Below are 18453 nucleotides of genomic sequence, written 5' to 3'. Positions count from 1 at the left end.
ATGGCGTGTGATACCTACGAGTTCTTTTTCAAACCTCGTAACGGTGCACGAACTTTACCGGTTTTCAACGCATCTAAGACTTCGTCTTTGGGGCCGTCTGAAACCAAGCGACCGTTGTCCATGACGATGATCCTATCGGCAACCTCAAGCATGCTCATCTTATGGGTAATGAGCACCAGCGTTTGCGACGCATCTAGCTGTATCAACTCATGTTTTATTTGCGCCTCCGTGCGGGTATCCATGGCGCTTGTCGGTTCATCCATGAGCAAAACAGGAGGGTTGGTCAGCAGGGCTCGGGCGATGGCGATAGCCTGTCGTTGTCCGCCGGAGAGCTGTCCGCCACCTTCGCCAACCTGGCGATCGAGTCCTGCGGGATCCTTGTTGCTAAACTCGGTTACCCCTGCTCGTTTGGCTGCACGTAAGATACTGCGGTCGTCAACTTGATCGCGACCAAGGGTAATGTTATCGCGGATGCTGCCGAAGAACAGCTGTGGCTCCTGAGGAACGCTGACAATGTTTCTTCGTACGTCATTGGGGTGCAGTTGGTTAATGTCTGTGCCATCAAGTCGAATGGCCCCGGTTGTTGGACGATAGAGGCCTAGCAGTAGTCGCTCTATCGTGGTTTTTCCGGAACCCACTCGTCCGATGATGGCGACCTTCTCACCCGGTTCAATTAACAAGTTGATTTCTTGTACTGCAGCTTGTTCGCTGTTTGGGTAGTTGAAGCCGACACTGTCAAACTCCATCTTTCCCTTGAGGAGCGGACGGTGTAGATAGCGCTGACCTGTGGGTTGCTCGTCGGGCATCGCCATTAACTGCGCGAGGATGTCATAGGCGCTCTTCGCCTGATTGTATCGACTGCCGAGTAATGAGAGCTGGATGAGCGGGCCAATGGCTTTACCGCTGATCATTGTTGCGGCGATGAGTCCCCCCATCGTCAGGCTTCCGTCAGCGATCAGATAGATCCCCATAACAACCATCGCAATTGAGGAAATCTGCTGAGCACTACTGGCACTGTGTTGCAACCAATCCGTCAGTCGTTTGGTCTTGATTGACCACTGTGACATGTGGGCGACAGACTCTTCCCATTTGTATTGAAACTTACCTTGAGCCGAAAACCTTTTTAATGTGTCTAAGCCCGCGAGGGCTTCGATCAAGGTGGCATGTTTTTGGCTGCTTAGTTTGGAGCCTTGCTCGATGCTGTGGCGCAGGCGTCGTTGAATGATGGCACTTTGGATCAACAACACCACGACGATGCAGACGGGTACCCAAACCAATGGGCCGGCCATCATTGCGATAACAACCAAAAATAGTAGGGCAAAGGGTACATCGATCAGCGCAGTAATGGTCGTTGAGGTCAGAAAGTCACGAATGGACTCAAACTCCTGCATGTGTCGAGCAAAAGCGCCAACGGATGGGGGCCGTGCTTCCATGCGTATCCCCATCACTTTCGAAAAAATACGGGCAGACAACAGCAAGTCCGATTTTTTGCCAGCGACATCGATAAATTGACTGCGTAGCAATTTCATAACCAAGTCAAAGCTCAGCACCACAGCGACACCTATCGCTAGCACCCATAGCGAGTCGAAGGCTAGGTTTGGGAGTACTTTGTCGTAGACTAATCGGGTAAATAGGGGAACGGCCAAAGCAAACAGATTAAGCATGACTGACGCAAGAAGGACATCTCGATAGATGCCTTTGGATTGCTTGAGCGTAGACCAAAACCAATGTTGGCTGGAGTCTTGGATCTCGGGGCTGCGCTCATCGTGTTGAAACAGGCGTTTGAAGATGACCAAGTCACCTGATATTTCATTACTCAGGCTATCGATGTCGATCCAAATTTGTTGGAAGTCGGTTTCCGGCTCGACGATCAGTAACTGTCTATTTTCCTCATCAAGCTCCAAAACAATGCAGGCACTGCCGTCATTTCTTGGCATTAGCGCAGGCAAAACCGCTTTGGGAATTTGAAGCAATGGGTATTGAGTGGTGCGGCAACTGAGGCCCGCACTTTGTGCCGCCTTGGGCAACAGGGCCATATTTAGCTGGCCATTCTTCAATGGCAGTCCCGCAGTCAATGCATCCGGAGAGTTGGCAACGCCATGAAACCGGGCGATGTAGACAAGACATTGTAGGAGCGGATCATTCATAATTGCTGAACCTCTTCCCAGTTTTGCGAAATATAGCCCTGTACGGCATCAACATGCAGCTCTTGGTAGAGCGCAAGTTGGTCGGAGTTTTCGACTCGGGTAGCGATGGTTAGAATATTGAGTTTATGTGCTGTACGGCATAGAGCGGTGAGTAGATCTCGGCCCTGCGTGTCGTCAAGGCCTTGGCTATAGAGGTAATCCAGTTTCACGTAGGCGGGCCGGGGTATTTGCGTTAGGTAATCGACTCGATTTAAATTACGACCAAAGTGATCGATGCCAAAGGCATAACCGGCCTGGTTGATACTTTCACAGATCTGCGCTGCCGAATCGGTATGTTGGTAGATCAGCACCTCTGAGATCTCCAGATACAGACGATGCCGGTATTGGGGATAGCGCTTAAGTATGCGGCCTAGCCAACGCATAAATCCTATATCCAGCAGGCTCGATGCGCTTAGGTTAACTGCCAGCGTCCGTTTATTGTGTAAATCCAGCTTGAGAAACATCTGCTCTATGACATGGCGGTCAAATTGGGTTGTTTTTTCTTGTAGTTCAAGAAAGGGCAGGAAGCTCGACGCAGGGCAGTTTTCTGTAGGCGTAACAATGGAGCTGAACACTTCGAAATGTAGCGCATTACCCTGAGTATCTAAAACAGCTTGTTGCCGAAACTCAATAGCTTGATGTGCTATCGCCTGCTCGACAAACTCGACCCATTGCTGGCGTCCTCTGACTCCCTCAGTATTCGGGTTATGTTGATGTAAGCTGGCACTATTGGGTTCACGCTCCTCTTGTTGGTGATTATCAAGCAGGGTCAGCATCTCACCGATCTCTTCCGGATGTTCACTGTACAGCCCGGTGATCCGAGACTGCTGAACACTGATACCCAAGGGGTCGACCAAAATGCCCTCGCTGACCTGCTTAATGGTGTTGAGTAAGCTCAGTAATTTTTGTTTATCAACGTCCTGAACCAGTAATGCCAGTTCATGATTTTGTAGACGATAGAGTCCGAACGCTGCACAAGGCTGGACCTCGACGTCTAATTGCTGTTGTAAGTTCTGCGTAAAGGACTGGTAATACGAAGCACCTCGCTCGTCGAGAATGTCGGCCAAAGCCGGAAGTTGGATCAGTACCATTAGACCATTGGTCTTTTGTTCGCGCCAATGTTCGATATCAGCGGCTAAAAGTTGGCGGTTACCGAGGCCCGAAAGGGGATCTAAATAAAGGCGGCCGCGCAGCTTTTTGGCTTCTTCGGCTTGCTCTTTGAAAAACAACTCAAAGTGTTGACCCAGTGTGTTAAAAGCGGATTGTACCTCGCGAAATTCAAGCGTACGGGCTTGGATGTTAATGGGCTTAAACTCACGTTTGGTGATCAGCGTTTGGCTTGCGGATTGAAGTGCCTTAAGCGGAAAGACTAACTGTCGTAACACGAGAAACAAGGCCAGGCAGCACAGCACGGTCAATCCAATAGACATCATCACCAATTCGCCAGCGGCGTCCCACAATTGCTGGTAGGCCAAGGAGGGGTCTATTTGCATATGCAATGAGCCCAATTGTCGCCATCCCGCTTCGATCGTTACCTCGCCTTGTGGTGCTTCGAACCACGCTAGGCCAGCAAACCAGGCCGGGACCGACCCTTTTATAAGGTTCTGCTCTTTTTGCCACAGCGCTTGACCCTCTGGGCCGTCTAATCGAATGTTGTTGAACTGGTTGATGTCAAAGAAAGCACTTAAGGTCACGTTCAGGGTTGCCTGATCTTCGTCAAGTAAAAGTGGCCGTATCGCCATAGACAGGTTATTTAGGCTGCTGTTGAGGTGGAGCGTTTGATTCTGCGCCACCGTATTTTGCTGTGACCCGATGGCAATCGAGAGATTGACAAGGGAAATTATGCTTATGCAGAGTAGGAAAAGCAGAACCAATTGACGATATAAAGTCATGAGGTTGCTCCGATGAAGATAAGAGGGCGTTTCAATGTCTGGCGCGAGAGCACCGATTGCCAAGTACTAAATTGTTCGCTGCTGCGTAGTGATTCAGCGGTAAATCGGTTTTTGTTTACCCAGATGTGAGCGATGTTAAAGCTGAAAACTGGTCGAATGTCGTTTCGTTCTGACGCCGGAACAATCACTTTACTCAAGCTATCGAGTAGCAGTGGTTCGCCTCCATCTGCCGGGTAAAATGCCAATAAAATATGATATGTACCGAGACCGTCCACTTGGGCATAAATCAGCCTCAAGTCATTATCGTCAAAGCCGAGTGTCCTCAATGCCCAATACTTCGCAATGGCGAAATCTTCACAGTCACCCGCTCCTGCGCCAATAAATTCGACAACCGTCGCCCAGTAGTCCTCTTGTCCCCATAACTGAATGTCGTTCATTTCACGTTGAGTGTCATTAATATAGTGATTCACTTGGTGCAGTTGTTCCATCAGGGGCAGGGGGGATACGTATTGCATCATTTCTTGCCATTGTTCGACTCGAACTGCGCCAGCAGTGCCGTAGGTATCGATCACCCTACGGCTATCGATGGGCATGAGGATGAGCGCGGCCAGCAAGGTACTAATTGACGTCCACACTGAATATATGCCAGCGTTTTAGCGCGTGATTAGAAAGTTCTGTGAACTGAATTTCGACGCGGCGGTTTTTAGCATGCCCTGATTCGGTATTGGCGTTCACCCGTGGTTGCTCTTCACCCACGTAGTTTGACGTTAATTGCTGGCTGGTCACTCCACCAGCTAATAACGCCTGTTTGACGCTTTCAACGCGGTGATAGGATAGCTGCAAGTTATATTCATTCGAAGCTCGTTGGTCGGTATGACCCACTAATACCGCTCGGTTGTCGGCATTAGTTGTCAGTAACTCAATGGCTCGGTTTATCTCTGCTTTTTGATTAGGGCGGACGAGGGATTGGTCCAAGTCAAAATACACCACAGCTGGCGTGACCTTCTCGATCAGGTGCTGCTGGCCACATCCATTGTTATCGACGCGGTGCTCTGTTCCGGTGTCAGCACAGAGGTCACGTTCGTTAATGACGCCATCGAGGTCAGCGTCAGGCAAAGCCGCTGCTTGATCAGCAAACAGATAGGGATCGGCTTGCCAACTGCAACCGGCCAAGTAGTAAAGGCTAATTAGGGCGAAGATCTTAGTATTCATTGGTTATCTCCTTGTCTCTAACCAACTCTCGGGTAACGTGATGCGCAGGGCAGGCATAAGATCTCCCGTGGCATTGAGCAAGCGGTATTTGGCTTCTATCTCGGCATACTCTGCTTCCAAATAGTTGCTGCGCGCTTCGAACAGTTCATTCTCAGTGTTAAGCAGATCAAGCAGGGTTCTACGGCCAATATCAAACTGCTTTTTATAGGCTTGAGCGGTGTCGTAGGAGGCTTCGACATGGCCTTGTAAAAATCCTTTTTGCTTCTGGGTAAACTGCCAGGCATTCCACGCAAGCCGAGTTCCCTCTTGTAATTGACGGATACTGTTTTCACGAATGTCTTTGGCAACTTGGATCTGGTAGGCATCTCGCGTCACTTCGGCATGATTTGCGCTGCCGTTAAATAGGTTCCACTTCATTTTGAGAGCGGCACTAAAGTCATTTATGTAGGACATTTGGCCGCGAGTCTCATCTTCCCAGCTTTGCTTTACTTCAATGTAAAACTCAGGATAAAAGCCACTTTTACTGATTTTTCGGCGTGCGACTGCGGCATCGATGTCATTGTGTGCAACACCGAGCGTTGGATTGTTATGTAAGGCTCGGCTAAGAGCGGTGTCGATGGTTCCGGGCAGTGCTTGAGCGTCAACCTCTGGACGAATCAGCTCTGGAGGCCGGTGGTTGGTTACACGGAGGTATTCGTCTTCCGCATCCTTTAAGTTGTTTTGTGCAGAGATAAGGTTGCTATTAGCTCGAGATAGACGGGCTGAAATTTGCGATAGATCGGCATTGGAGCCGACGCCTTGTTCAGTACGGCGACGAATGTCGTTGTAGATCGCCTGGTGAACATCACGGTTTTTTTCCGATAAGAGGTACTGCTGCTGCTGACGCAGTAAGGCGAGATACACCTCAACAACTCGTAGAGCTAAACCGTCCGCGTCGGAGAGCAATTGGTATCGCTGCGCTTCTGCTTCCGCTCGGTTGCGGGTGACATTTTCGCTGATCTCGAAGCCTTGAAATAGGTACTGTCTCAGCGTCAGACTGATCTCTGTCGGGTCAAACTCGTCATTTCCGCTAAAACGTGTGCTGGTATTGTCGAGTTTTTGGTATCCAATCCCCCCCTCGACATCCAGCGTGGGTTGATAACCGGAATACGCACCTCGGATCGACTCCGAGCGACTGGCCAGTTCGTGAAAGGCTTGACGAACATTCGGATTGGATTCCAAAGCAAAAGCCACCTCTTGCTCTAGGCTTTTAGGCGTCGCTGCGGCATTAAACGCCAAAATCGTCGAAAGTATCACTAACGTCCTGTTCATGCTTTATTCCTTAAACATTTAGAGTTCTCTGAGCGCGGTCGAGGCAGCGGTTCTAACGGGCTTGGTGATGTAATCGAGAATGGTTCTTTGGCCGCTAATGATGTCAACCGTCGCCGTCATGCCGGGAATAATGCTGTTGCCATCGTCTTTAGCTAGGTGATTGCTTTCGGTGAGAACGCGAACCAGATAGAACGCGTTCCCCTCTTCATCGGTTGTGGTATCGGCGCTGATATGTTCTAACGTCCCCGTTAAGCCACCGTAGCGAGTGAAATCGTAGGCGCTGAATTTGACGATGGAGGGGAGTCCGGGTCGAAGAAAAGCGATATCTTGCGGCGCTATCTTCGCTTCAATCATGAGCCGATCATCGTCAGGCACGATCTCGACCAGATCGGCACCCGGCTGGATCACACCGCCAATCGTGTTGATATGCAGCTTCTGAATGATGCCGTTGACCGGTGAGCGGACTAACGTCCGTTCGACCTTGTCCTGCAATCCGACGGCCCGTTCGGACATCGCGCCCAACTCAGCTGAAACTTGATTTAATTCCGCTTGCCGTTCCGCACGGAAGGTCATAGCAATTTCATTTCGACGTAAAATGGTTTCTGCCAGGCTGGAACTGAGAACCGGCAGCTGCAGTTCGGCAGATTGAAGCTCTCTGAGTGCGTCATTGGTTTGACGTTCCAGCTTGAGAATTTCGACTTGGGATACGACGCCTTCATCACCCAGTGGTTTGGTTAAGTTGTATTCCTCCTTGGCGAGTTGATAGCCCATCTTAAGGTTGGCAGCGCGTGAACGCGCCTCTCTGAGCTCTTGGCGCCGCTGATTCACTTGTTGTTCGAGTTGGCGCAGCTGAGTTCTTAAATTGATGAGGTCTTGATTGTATTGCGCTCGGTGCTGCGCTTCTAATGTAGTCCCGAGGATAGCTTCGGGAAACTGCAGTGCTATTGCATTGATGGCAATATCATTGGATGCGTCACCATCATTGTTATCTGCATCTTGGATGAGAACCGAGTTGATTTGAGCTTGCAGACGAACAGCCTGTGCTTGTAGGTCTTGCTGCTGGTGGGATTGTTCGCGGACGTCAGCCAGAAAACGCGTATCGTCGATCTCCATCAGCCGGTCACCGGCTTGAATACGATCGCCTTCCTGAATAAATATCTGCTTGACCAAGCCTCCTTCGAGATTTTGGACGATTTGACGTTGCGATGAGGGGATGACTTTGCCTTGGCCGGTTGTCACCGTATCCAGTTTGGAGTAATGCGCCCAAAGACTAGCGATCAGTAAGAAGACCAGCGTGGACCATATGATCCAACGGCCGGTGTGCGAGGCATCCAGTAATGAAGCGACTTTCGCATCATTGATAAAGCTAATGTCGTCGTCGCTTGGGCGGCGTTGCGTCATTAAGGCAGTTTCCTTACTGCAAGAACTAATAGTTTAAGCGTAGTAAAGGATTATAAATCTGCGACTTAATGAAAATATTGGACGGCCGTTATCCTTGTGGAGTGGCATGTCATCGCCATATTGGAGTCTTATACCTGTTATGCGTCAGTCGGGTTGGCGCTCGTCGCGGGTAAGCGGTTGGCTTGCTGTCTTTTTGTCCATAGGTCTTGAGTCCACCAATGCAGTTGAGTATTGATATGGGTAACTGGTCAGAGCACTGACCATTCGAGTAAAGAAAAGGATGACGTTATGCCGAGCTACCAAGCACCGCTGCGGGACTATCAGTTTGTTTTACAGGATCTGCTGGGGATCTATCAGCGCAACGAACTGGCGGGCTTTGATCAGTTTGATCACGAGTTGGTTGACGCCATCTTACAAGGGGTCGCGCAGTTTACTCGCGAGATCATGTTGCCTCTTAATCAAACCGGTGATCAGCAGGGGTGCAGCTTGCAGGATGGCAAGGTTGTCACGCCCAGCGGCTTTAAAGCAGCCTATCAGCAATACGTTGAGAGCGGCTGGGGGACACTGATCTGCGATCCCGAGTTCGGCGGACAGGGGTTGCCAGAGGTGGTGGGGATCTTCGCCACCGAGATGCAAACCGCGACCAATATGGCGTTTGCCATGTATCCGGGACTGACCCACGGCGCTTATTCCGCGATCCATGCCCATGGCAGCGATAGGCTCAAACAAAAGTACCTCAATAAGCTGGTCAGCGGTGAATGGACCGGGACCATGAACCTGACGGAATCCCATGCCGGGACGGATCTCGCGCTACTGCGCACCAAGGCGGTGCCCGTTGAAGAAGGCTATTTTGCTATCACGGGGGAGAAGATCTTTATCTCCTCGGGGGATCATGATCTGGCAGACAACATTGTCCACCTGGTATTGGCGCGCCTGCCGGATGCGCCAGCGGGTGTGAAGGGGATCTCGTTGTTTGCGGTGCCGAAATTCATGGTTAATGAGGACGGATCGTTGGGCGCAGCGAATCATCTAGCCGCGGCCAGTCTCGAACATAAGATGGGGATCCACGGCAACGCGACCTGTGTAATGACGTTTGACGGTGCCATCGGTGAGTTGGTTGGGGCGCCGCATCAAGGCTTGCGCGCGATGTTTACCATGATGAACCAAGCCCGGCTCGGCGTTGGTGTGCAGGGCCTCGGGGTGTCTGAGATCGCCTACCAAAATGCATTGGCTTACGCCCAAGACCGTCTTCAGGGGCGGGCACTGGGTGGCACAAGGTACCCGCAGCAGGCGGCGGATCCACTGTTAGTGCATGGGGATGTTCGGCGCATGCTGCTGGCGCAGAAGGCGTTTAATGAGGGAGCACGGGCGCTGATCGGACAACAGGCGTTGTGGCTCGATGAAGCGGAGCGGCACAGCGAGCCACAGCAGCGTCAAGGTGCGGCCAAGTTGGCGGCGCTCTTTACCCCAGTGGTGAAGGGCTTTGTGACGGATCAAGGCTTTAAAGCCTGCGTCGATGCACAGCAGGTTTTTGGCGGCCATGGCTATATCCATGAATGGGGTATGGAGCAGTTCGTTCGCGATAGCCGTATCGCCATGATCTATGAGGGCACCAATGGCGTGCAGGCGCTGGATCTGCTCGGTCGTAAGATCTTAGCGGACAACGGTGCGGCGTTGGAGGCCTGGTCGACAGAGGTGAAGCAGTTGCTGCAAGCCCATAGCGGCGATGGCTCCGTCGGGCCGATCCTACAAGGTCTGGCCGGGGCGGCCAGCGAGTTGCAGCGGGCAACGGCATACCTAGCTGAGCGTGCTGGATCCACACCGGATCTGCTCGGTGCCGCCTCTATGCCCTATCTGCAGTTGATGGGGATCACGGCATTGGCCTGGATGTGGTCGCGTATGGCGATCACGGCGCAGGCTAAGCTGGACGACGGCTCGACCGATGAGGCGTTCTATCGCAACAAGCTGCAAACTGCGCAGTTCTTCATGGATTATTGGGCAGTGCAGGCGGTGAGCCTGCGTCAGCAAGTGGCGCGCGCGAGCGGCGGGATCGTTGAGTTTGATGACGCGGCTTTTTAGTCTGATCTCCGCCGGCTCAGTGAGCGCCAAACCCGACGACAGGTTGGGCCGGCTTCGTTTTGAGTGGAGCCGGACCGGTTCAGGTTTTTGGCTGGCGTTGGTTTAAAGATCTTGATCGTCTTTGTCGCCGATCCTTGATGAGAGACGGGGTTGTCTTTCCAATAAGCGGATCGATGAAGGCAAAAAAGAATGAAAAACAAGCTATGGATGGTGCTTCTACTGATCGCAGTGGCGGCGCTTTGGTCTAAGCAGCATATGACGGAACGGCTATTGGAGCGGGGTGAAGTGGAAAGGACGGTAACGCAAGAGTCTCGACAGCAGTAACGACAAGATAAAAAAACCGGAGCGCATGCTCCGGTTTCGTTTGTCAGCCTTTGGCTTACATGATGCGTTGGCCTGGTTTGGCGCCGTCATCCGGGTTAAGGATGTGGATCTCTTTACCGCCAGGACCTGCGGCCAGAACCATCCCTTCTGACAGACCAAATTTCATCTTACGTGGGGCCAAGTTAGCCACCATCACGGTCAGTTTGCCTTCCAGATCTTCCGGCTGGTAGGCGGATTTGATCCCCGCGAACACGTTGCGGGTTTCGCCGCCCAGATCCAGCGTCAATTGCAGCAGCTTCTTAGCTCCATCGACATGCTCGGCTTTGGCAATGCGCGCGACACGCAGATCAACCTTGGCGAACTCATCGAAGCTGATGGTCTCGGCGATAGGATCTTTCTCCAATTCGTCGTTTTGCTCCAGCTCGATAGCCGGTGCCAGCTTGGCTTGCTCAGCCGCCACTTCCGCTTTGGTTTGCTCGACGATGGCTTCGATCTTGGCCGGTTCAATACGCTGGATCAACGCTTTGAACTTGTTGATCTCGGCACCGGTCAGCACGGTGTCGATGCTGTTCCAGGTCAACTCGGTGTTGAGGAACTGCTCGACGTTGGCGGACATCTCTGGCAGCACGGGCTTGAGGTAGGTCATCAGGATCTTGAACAGGTGAATGCCCATGGAGCAGACTTCGTGGGTCTTTTGCTCCATGCCTTCCTGTTTGGCCAGTGACCAAGGTGCCATCTCCGCAATGTAGGCGTTGGCTTTGTCTGCCAGTGCCATGATCTCACGGATCGCTTTGCCAAATTCGCGGCCTTCATATTGCGCAGCGATGGCGTCTTTGGCGGCTTGGAACTCCGCTAATAACTCAGGGTTGTCGATGCCATCGGCCAGTTTGCCGTCGAAGCGCTTGGTGATGAAACCGGCGGTGCGAGAGGCGATGTTGACCAGCTTGCCGACCATGTCGGAGTTCACCCGCAGGGCAAAGTCTTCCAGGTTAAGATCGATGTCGACGATCTTGTCGTTCAGCTTGGCGGCGTAGTAGTAACGCAGGTATTCCGGGTGGAGGTTGTCCAGGTAGGTGCGGGCCTTGATAAAGGTACCGCGAGACTTGGACATCTTCTCACCGTTGACCGTGACGTAGCCGTGGGCGAAGACATTGGTCGGCTTGCGCAGCTGTGCCCCTTCCAGCATGGCTGGCCAGAACAGGCTGTGGAAGTAGATGATGTCTTTACCGATGAAGTGGTACAGCTCGGCGTCAGCGTCTTTGCCCCAGTAGTCGTCAAAGTTGAGATCGTCCCGGCTGTTACACAGGTGCTGGAAGGCGCCCATGTAGCCGATCGGTGCATCCAGCCAGACGTAGAAGAATTTCTTGCCGTCGGTACCTGGGATCTCGAAACCGAAGTAGGGCGCATCGCGGGAGATATCCCACTGACGCAGGCCGCCTTCGATCCACTCTTTCATCTTGTTGGCCACTTCCTGCTGCAGTGAGCCGGAGGTGATCCAGCTTTGTAGCGTGGTCTCAAACTGAGGCAGGTCAAAGAAAAAGTGCTCGGACTCTTTCAATACTGGGGTCGCACCGGATACGACCGACTTAGGATCGATAAGCTCGGTTGGGCTGTAGGTGGTACCGCAGTTTTCGCAGTTGTCGCCGTACTGATCGTCGGTCTTGCACTTCGGACAGGTGCCCTTGACGAAGCGATCCGGCAGGAACATGCCTTTTTCTGGATCGTACAGCTGCTCGATCACCTTAGTGGTGATGTAGCCACTGTCTTTCAGGCGGGTGTAAACCTCACTGGCCCATTGACGGTTCTCATCAGAGTGGGTTGAGTGATAGTTATCAAACTCGACCATGAAGTCTGCGAAGTCGGCTTTGTGCTCGGTAGCAACCTGGGCGATCATCTCTTCTGGCGTCATGCCCAGCTGTTGGGCTTTGAGCATGATCGGGGTTCCGTGGGTGTCATCGGCACACACATAGGTGCACGCATTGCCACGAAGTTTTTGGAAGCGCACCCAGATGTCGGTCTGGATGTACTCCAGCATATGACCCAGGTGGATTGGACCATTGGCGTAAGGTAACGCGCTGGTCACCAGAATTTTTCTGCTTTCGGCTGCCATCGTCTCTCGATACTTATATTTGGTGCGGAGTAAAGGCGCAAGTCTAACCGAAGCAGGGGGCTTTTTCATCCATACAAGCGCTCAGCCGCACGCTTTGTCGCCAGCTTAGGGACTCTGTTTAGCGACCGGTTCTGATACACTGTGGCCAACTGAACAAAAGGGACTCGGTTTGTGAACCAGATAGACAATGTAAATGCGATCCGCAATGCGCTTAAAGAGCCACTATCGAGCCAGGTGCTGCAGCGATTAGGGCAAATTCAGGATCTGGAGCTGGAGCAGGATCTGATCAGCGCCGGCATGGTTCGCGCTTTGGCCCTTGATGGGACCTGCCTGCAGGTTGGATTGGTCGTGCCATACCCGTGTCAGAGCCAGTATCGCGAGCGGGTGATGAGTTTGACTCAGGCGCTGGCGGAGCTGCCGGGGATCGATGAGGTGGAGTGTGAGCTGGGCCTCGCAGTGCCTGAGATCCGGGTGGGCGGCATCGCGCCGATCGCCAATGTTCGTAACGTCATCGCCGTGGGCTCCGGCAAAGGGGGCGTGGGTAAGTCGACCACCGCGGTGAACCTGGCGTTGGCGTTGGCCGCCGAAGGCGCGCGGGTGGGTGTGCTGGATGCGGATATCTACGGTCCGTCCGTGCCGATCATGTTGGGCTGCCAGGACTTTCGTCCGGTCAGTCGAGACGGCAAGACGATGGAGCCGGCGTTTGCGCATGGCGTATCGGCCATGTCGATGGGCTTTATGGTGACCGAAGACAATGCGGCGGTTTGGCGTGGCCCGATGGCCGCCGGTGCGCTGGTGCAGTTGGTGAATGAAACCCAGTGGCCCGAGCTGGACTACTTGGTGATCGATATGCCGCCGGGCACCGGGGATATCCAACTGACCCTGTCACAGAAGGTGCCGGTGTCGGGCGCGGTGATTGTCACCACACCGCAGGAGATCGCGACCGCGGATGCGCGTAAAGGGATCACCATGTTTAATAAGGTGAACATTCCGGTGCTCGGGATCGTGGAAAATATGAGCTATCACGTCTGTAATCAATGTGGCAGCAAGGAACATCCATTTGGACACGGTGGTGGACTAGAAACGGCGAAGCGTTACAATGTGCCGCTTTTGGGCGAATTGCCACTGAATGTGACGGTACGCGAGGGGGTCGATAATGGCCATCCCAGTGTCGTTGCCGAGCCGGACGGTGAGATCGCTCAAGCCTATAAAGCCATTGCGCGCAAGACCGCAGCGGCGTTGATCCGTCAGTCAGAGCCCCAGTCTCTGGCGATCGAGATCACCCTGGAATAAGGGGACCTGGGTCCCTGTTTTAGCCCTAAACTCTGTGTTGAGATCCTAAGCACTATGACCACAAAAGAGCAATGCGTCATCATCGGTATCGCCGGTGCCTCCGCCTCAGGCAAGAGCCTTATCGCCCGCACCATCTACAAGGAACTGCGTCGCGATCTGGGTACGGATCAGATCGAGGTGATCAATGAGGATGCGTATTACAAGGATCAGTCCCACCTCACCATGGAAGAGCGGGTTCAAACGAACTATGACCACCCCAGTGCGTTGGATCATGAGCTGCTGTGTCAGCACCTGATCGAGCTGAAAGCGGGTAAGACCGTCCAGGTTCCGACCTACAGCTACGTCGAACATACGCGCATGAAGGAAACCCTGCCGGTGTCGCCGAAGAAGGTGATCATCCTGGAGGGGATCTTGCTGCTGACAGAGCCGAAGTTACGTGAGCAGATGCACGCGTCGATCTTTATGGATACACCGTTAGATATCTGCTTTATTCGTCGCTTGACCCGCGATGTGGAAGAGCGCGGCCGATCAATGGAATCGGTGATCGATCAATACCAGAGCACGGTTCGGCCGATGTTCCTGCAATTTATCGATCCTTCCAAGCAGCACGCGGATATTATCGTCCCTCGTGGTGGTAAGAACCGCATCGCCATTGATATCCTAAAGGCCAAGATCCGCCAGCTGATGCATGGCGAATAAAATAACATCAATAACAACAGGATTAATGGATGCGCCTGACCGATATCGAGATTGAGCAATACCTGGATCAAGACAAGATCATCATGGAGCCCCGCCCGGGCTCCGACAAGATCAGCGGTGTGAGCGTGGATGTCGCGCTGGGCCGCAAATTTCGGGTGTTTCAGGATCACACCGCCCCCTTTATCGATCTGTCCGGCCCCCGCGAAGAGGTGCAATCCGCGCTGGAAAACGTGATGAGCGACGAGATCGTTATTGACGATGATAAGGCGTTCTTTTTGCACCCTGGTGAGCTGGCGCTGGGGATCACCCATGAGTCGGTGACCCTACCAGCCAATGTGGTGGGGTGGTTGGATGGACGTTCCTCGTTAGCCCGGTTAGGTTTGATGGTGCATGTGACGGCACACAGGATCGATCCCGGCTGGTCTGGCAATATCGTGCTGGAGTTTTTCAATTCCGGTAAGTTGCCGTTGGCGCTGCGTCCAGGCATGCCTATTGGGGCGTTGAATTTTGAGGTGCTCAATCATGACTGTGCCAAGCCCTACAGCAAACGCTCCGATGCCAAGTACCGAGGCCAGGACGGTGCGATCGCCAGCCGGATCAGTCAGGACGGTTAATGGCGATCTGGGTTGACGGTCAGCGCCAGCATACGGTTGCGGCGGATGATCGTGGTTTAACATTGGCGGACGGTCATTTCACGACCATGTTGGTACGCCATGGTGCGGTGGTGCTTTGGCCGCTGCATCAAGCCCGCTTGGCGCAGGCATGTGAGCGGCTATTTTTAGCTGAGCCGGACTGGGCTGAGCTGGAGCGTGAGATCCACCATGCCGTGCATGATCAGGCTCTGGCGTGTTTGCGCCTAACCTTGACCCGGGGCAGCGCGGGCCGGGGCTATGCTGGTCAATGCTGGGCGACGCCGCGCCGCATTCTTTCCTTGAACGCCTTCCCTTCGCTTTATGCTCGACAACAGCAAACCGGTGTGGCTCTCGCAGTGGCACGGATCCGATTGGCTGTTGGTGGGCCTTTGGTTGGATTGAAAACCCTAGGACGAACCGAACAGGTTTTGCTCAAGCAGGAGTGTGCACAACGGTCTGTGGACGATCTGGTCGTTTTGGATCAACACGGCGCGGTGATCGAGGCGTGTGCCGGTAACCTGTTTATGGTGCTGGCGGACCGCATTGTGACACCGCCCTTGCACAGCGCAGGGGTGGCGGGGGTGATGCGTCAGCATCTGCTGATCCTGTTGCCCCAGCTTGGCTATCGGGTGGTCATCGAGCCTATCTCGGTTGGCCAACTGGCGGCATGTGAGGAGTTGTTCATCAGTAACTGTTTGATGGGTGTTTTGCCCGTTCGTTGCTTGAATGGACAGGCACTGCCGAGCATGGCAACGACACAACATATTATTAATGCGGGAGCGTTATGGCGTTAAAAGCCTGGATGAAGGGATTGGTATGGGCAGGAAGCCTGGGGATCACTGCGGGAATGACAGTGACAGGTTACAGCTACTATCAGATCCAACAGGCGATGGCGTCGCCCTTGGCGATGGAGGGGGAGCAGGAAGTCAGTTTGGCCAATGGCCAGTCGGTTGGTGGCTTGCTGGCGCGTTGGCAGCAGGCGGGCTGGGTGGACTCGACCCTGTGGCTGCGATTGGGTTTGCGGCTTGAGCCTGAGCTTACGGCGATCAAAGCGGGCACCTATCAGCTGAGCTCAGAGATGAGCGTTCGTGACGCGTTGTCGCTGCTGGTGAGTGGCGACGAGATGCAGTTTCAGATCACTCTGGTTGAAGGCGGAACGGTTGCCGACTGGTTAACCCAGTTGCAGCAGCACCCTAGGATCGAAGCCACACTCGATGGGGTGACCGATCTGCAGGCCCTATTGGCGGTTGAGCAAAGTAACCCTGAGGGCTGGCTGTTTCCGGATACCTATGCCTTTACCGATGGCACCAAAGACAGCGAAGTGCTGTTAAGGGCCTATCGCCGAATGGAGCAGGAATTGGTCCGGATCTGGGATGAGCGCTCAGAAGGGTTGCCGCTCAAGAACGCGTATGAGTTGTTGATCCTCGCCTCGATCATCGAAAAGGAGACCGGTGCGCCGCATGAACGCGATCTGGTCAGTGCGGTGTTCGTTAATCGCCTGCGCCAAGGCATGCGGCTGCAAACGGATCCGACCGTGATATATGGCGCTGAGGATTATCAGGGGCGGATCACCCGCAAGCACCTGGATACGCCCACCGCTTATAACACTTACCGGATGCACGGCTTAACGCCGACCCCGATCGCCAACCCATCGTTGGCTTCGCTCGAGGCGGCCGCACATCCGGCCGACAGCGATTATCTGTATTTCGTTTCTAAAGGGGACGGAACGCATCAATTTTCCCGGACATTGCGTGAGCACAACAACGCAGTGAACCGCTATATCAGAAATAAGAGATCATGAGTAACGGCACATTTATCGTCATTGAGGGGCTGGAAGGCGCGGGTAAGAGCAGCGCTGTGGCCTTGGTCAACGATTGGTTGGCACAACGCTTTCCTGGGCGAGAGATCGTCAACACCCGAGAGCCGGGCGGTACGCCGCTGGCGGAGGAGATCCGAGAGATCTGGAAAGCACCACGGCAAGAAGCCATGGCACCGATGACAGAGCTGCTGATGGTCTACGCTTGCCGTGCGCAGTTGGTTGAAACCGTGATCAAGCCAGCGTTGGCCCGGGGCGCCGTAGTGCTGGGGGATCGACACGATCTTAGCTCGCAAGCGTATCAAGGGGGCGGACGTGGTCTGTCAGCGCAGGTGGCGTCATTGGCGCAGATCACCTTAGGCACGTTTGCACCGGATCTGACCCTGTATCTGGATATCGATCCCGCAGTTGGCCTAGAGCGTGCCCGTCAGCGGGGGGCGTTGGATCGCATCGAGCAGGAGCAGATCGACTTCTTCCTTCGGGCTCGGGAAACCTATCTGGCGGCTGCCGATAAGGTAGACAGCATTGTCTCCATTGACGCCTCGCAGCCGATGGCCGATGTGCATCGCGCGATCTGTGCGTGTTTGGAGCGCCATCTGTGATGATGTTGCAGGAGTTGCCTTGGTTGCATGGCGCCTGGCAGCAATGGCTGCAGAGTCGGCAAAGCGGTCGGCTGGGTCATGCCGTGTTGCTGCACGGTATGGCGGGGCTGGGCAAGCGTGAGCTTGCTGAGCAGATGGCTGCGGCGCTGCTTTGTGAGCAGGGGACGGGTTGTGGCCACTGTCGCAGCTGTACCCTGCTGGCCAGTGGTCATCATCCGGATCGGATCGATCTTGAACCGGATGGGAGCCAGATCAAGGTCGATGCGGTGCGTGCACTGATCAGTCAGTTGACCGGCACGGCGCACCAAGGGGGCGCCCGCGTGGTGCTGATCCATCATGCACAGCGGATGAATGGGGCGGCAGCGAATGCGTTGCTCAAGACCTTGGAGGAGCCCATGCCCGGGGTCTATCTGGTGCTGCTGACCCACAGCCCGCAACAACTACTCCCAACCATCGCCAGCCGCTGTCAGCGACTGAAGGTGCCTGCGGCAACGGAGCAGCAGTTACAGCAGTATCTTGGCGGTGAGCGACAGCGACTGGGCACCTGGCCCTACTGGGAGCGGTTGATCGGCGGCCCTGTGCTGCTGAAACAGTGGCTTGAGACCGGCGAGATCGATCAGATAAAGCAATGGCGCGGTTGGTGGCGCCAGAGTTTGAAAAGTGGGTTGCTGGAACCTAAGTTGGCCGCTATTCCGGCAGAAAGTGGCGCTATGTTATTAAAAGTGCTGTACTTTGAGTTGTTAGGGGCCATACGGCTCGAACCTGAGCGAATGGCGCGTTATTATGCGGTAATGCCGCAGATCATGACGCAGATCCAGTGGTTAGAGCGTCAGTCTGGTGTCAATCTCGCTGCCATTTTTCAGCGACTTTTAAGTCAGTTACATCGGTAGTTAGCC

General features: G+C 53.9%; 16 protein-coding genes. 9 read left to right on the top strand and 7 right to left on the bottom strand.

All coding sequences use genetic code 11. The features are described from left to right. Positions 1-14: 14 nt before the first annotated feature. From ABEA08_RS16430 to ABEA08_RS16405, 6 genes are read right to left on the bottom strand one after another with little or no spacing between them, the layout of a single operon-like run. A complete protein-coding gene (locus ABEA08_RS16430) occupies positions 15-2147 on the bottom strand; it encodes a type I secretion system permease/ATPase (RefSeq protein WP_345336457.1) in 2133 nt (710 codons plus the stop codon). Further along, positions 2144-4078, bottom strand: a complete 1935-nt coding sequence (locus ABEA08_RS16425; RefSeq protein ID WP_345336456.1) for a bifunctional diguanylate cyclase/phosphodiesterase — start codon at positions 4076-4078, stop codon at positions 2144-2146. The genes ABEA08_RS16430 and ABEA08_RS16425 overlap by 4 nt, the downstream gene beginning before the upstream one ends. Then, positions 4075-4650: a transglutaminase-like cysteine peptidase gene (locus ABEA08_RS16420; RefSeq protein ID WP_345336455.1), complete on the bottom strand. Its 576-nt coding sequence runs from the start codon at positions 4648-4650 to the stop codon at positions 4075-4077. The genes ABEA08_RS16425 and ABEA08_RS16420 overlap by 4 nt, the downstream gene beginning before the upstream one ends. Positions 4651-4696: 46 nt before the next feature. Then, complete coding sequence (locus ABEA08_RS16415) at positions 4697-5290, bottom strand: OmpA family protein (protein ID WP_345336454.1); 594 nt, start codon at positions 5288-5290, stop codon at positions 4697-4699. Between the two features lie 3 nt (positions 5291-5293). After that, positions 5294-6601: a TolC family outer membrane protein gene (locus tag ABEA08_RS16410; RefSeq protein WP_345336453.1), complete on the bottom strand. Its 1308-nt coding sequence runs from the start codon at positions 6599-6601 to the stop codon at positions 5294-5296. An 18-nt stretch (positions 6602-6619) separates the two neighbouring features. Continuing rightward, positions 6620-8002 (bottom strand): HlyD family type I secretion periplasmic adaptor subunit, encoded by a 1383-nt coding sequence (locus ABEA08_RS16405; protein WP_345336452.1) that lies wholly within the window; start codon positions 8000-8002, stop codon positions 6620-6622. 288 nt (positions 8003-8290) lie between these two features. Here ABEA08_RS16405 and ABEA08_RS16400 point away from each other — a divergent pair, with 288 nt between their 5' ends. Together ABEA08_RS16400 and ABEA08_RS16395 are read left to right on the top strand one after the other, a co-directional pair. Further along, the gene (locus ABEA08_RS16400; protein WP_345336451.1) at positions 8291-10081 is read left to right on the top strand and encodes an acyl-CoA dehydrogenase C-terminal domain-containing protein; all 1791 of its coding nucleotides are present in this window, start codon (positions 8291-8293) and stop codon (positions 10079-10081) included. Positions 10082-10270: 189 nt separating this feature from the next. Next, entirely contained in the window at positions 10271-10405 is a 135-nt protein-coding gene (locus ABEA08_RS16395) for a hypothetical protein (protein WP_345336450.1), read from the top strand. Between the two features lie 55 nt (positions 10406-10460). Here the strand turns inward: ABEA08_RS16395 and metG are convergent, their stop codons facing one another. Beyond that, complete coding sequence (gene metG, locus ABEA08_RS16390) at positions 10461-12515, bottom strand: methionine--tRNA ligase (RefSeq protein WP_345336449.1); 2055 nt, start codon at positions 12513-12515, stop codon at positions 10461-10463. A 180-nt stretch (positions 12516-12695) separates the two neighbouring features. On the opposite strand from metG, the gene apbC reads away from it, so the two are divergent. From apbC to holB, 7 genes are read left to right on the top strand one after another with little or no spacing between them, the layout of a single operon-like run. Continuing rightward, entirely contained in the window at positions 12696-13808 is a 1113-nt protein-coding gene (gene apbC, locus ABEA08_RS16385) for an iron-sulfur cluster carrier protein ApbC (RefSeq protein ID WP_425557377.1), read from the top strand. A 54-nt stretch (positions 13809-13862) separates the two neighbouring features. Further along, a complete protein-coding gene (gene udk / locus ABEA08_RS16380) occupies positions 13863-14507 on the top strand; it encodes a uridine kinase (RefSeq protein WP_345336448.1) in 645 nt (214 codons plus the stop codon). A 29-nt stretch (positions 14508-14536) separates the two neighbouring features. Continuing rightward, positions 14537-15121, top strand: a complete 585-nt coding sequence (gene dcd / locus ABEA08_RS16375; RefSeq protein ID WP_345336447.1) for a dCTP deaminase — start codon at positions 14537-14539, stop codon at positions 15119-15121. Continuing rightward, a complete protein-coding gene (pabC, locus tag ABEA08_RS16370) occupies positions 15121-15933 on the top strand; it encodes an aminodeoxychorismate lyase (protein ID WP_345336446.1) in 813 nt (270 codons plus the stop codon). The genes dcd and pabC overlap by 1 nt, the downstream gene beginning before the upstream one ends. Then, positions 15924-16940 (top strand): endolytic transglycosylase MltG, encoded by a 1017-nt coding sequence (gene mltG / locus ABEA08_RS16365; RefSeq protein WP_345336445.1) that lies wholly within the window; start codon positions 15924-15926, stop codon positions 16938-16940. Before pabC ends, mltG begins: the two co-directional genes overlap by 10 nt. After that, positions 16937-17557: a dTMP kinase gene (gene tmk, locus ABEA08_RS16360; protein ID WP_345336444.1), complete on the top strand. Its 621-nt coding sequence runs from the start codon at positions 16937-16939 to the stop codon at positions 17555-17557. The genes mltG and tmk overlap by 4 nt, the downstream gene beginning before the upstream one ends. Then, the gene (gene holB / locus ABEA08_RS16355; protein WP_345336459.1) at positions 17557-18447 is read left to right on the top strand and encodes a DNA polymerase III subunit delta'; all 891 of its coding nucleotides are present in this window, start codon (positions 17557-17559) and stop codon (positions 18445-18447) included. Before tmk ends, holB begins: the two co-directional genes overlap by 1 nt. The last annotated feature ends 6 nt before the right edge of the window (positions 18448-18453 follow it).

The sequence above is a fragment of the Ferrimonas pelagia genome (genome assembly GCF_039543565.1).
Taxonomy (GTDB): domain Bacteria; phylum Pseudomonadota; class Gammaproteobacteria; order Enterobacterales; family Shewanellaceae; genus Ferrimonas; species Ferrimonas pelagia.
This window is presented reverse-complemented; position numbering and strand designations above follow the sequence as displayed.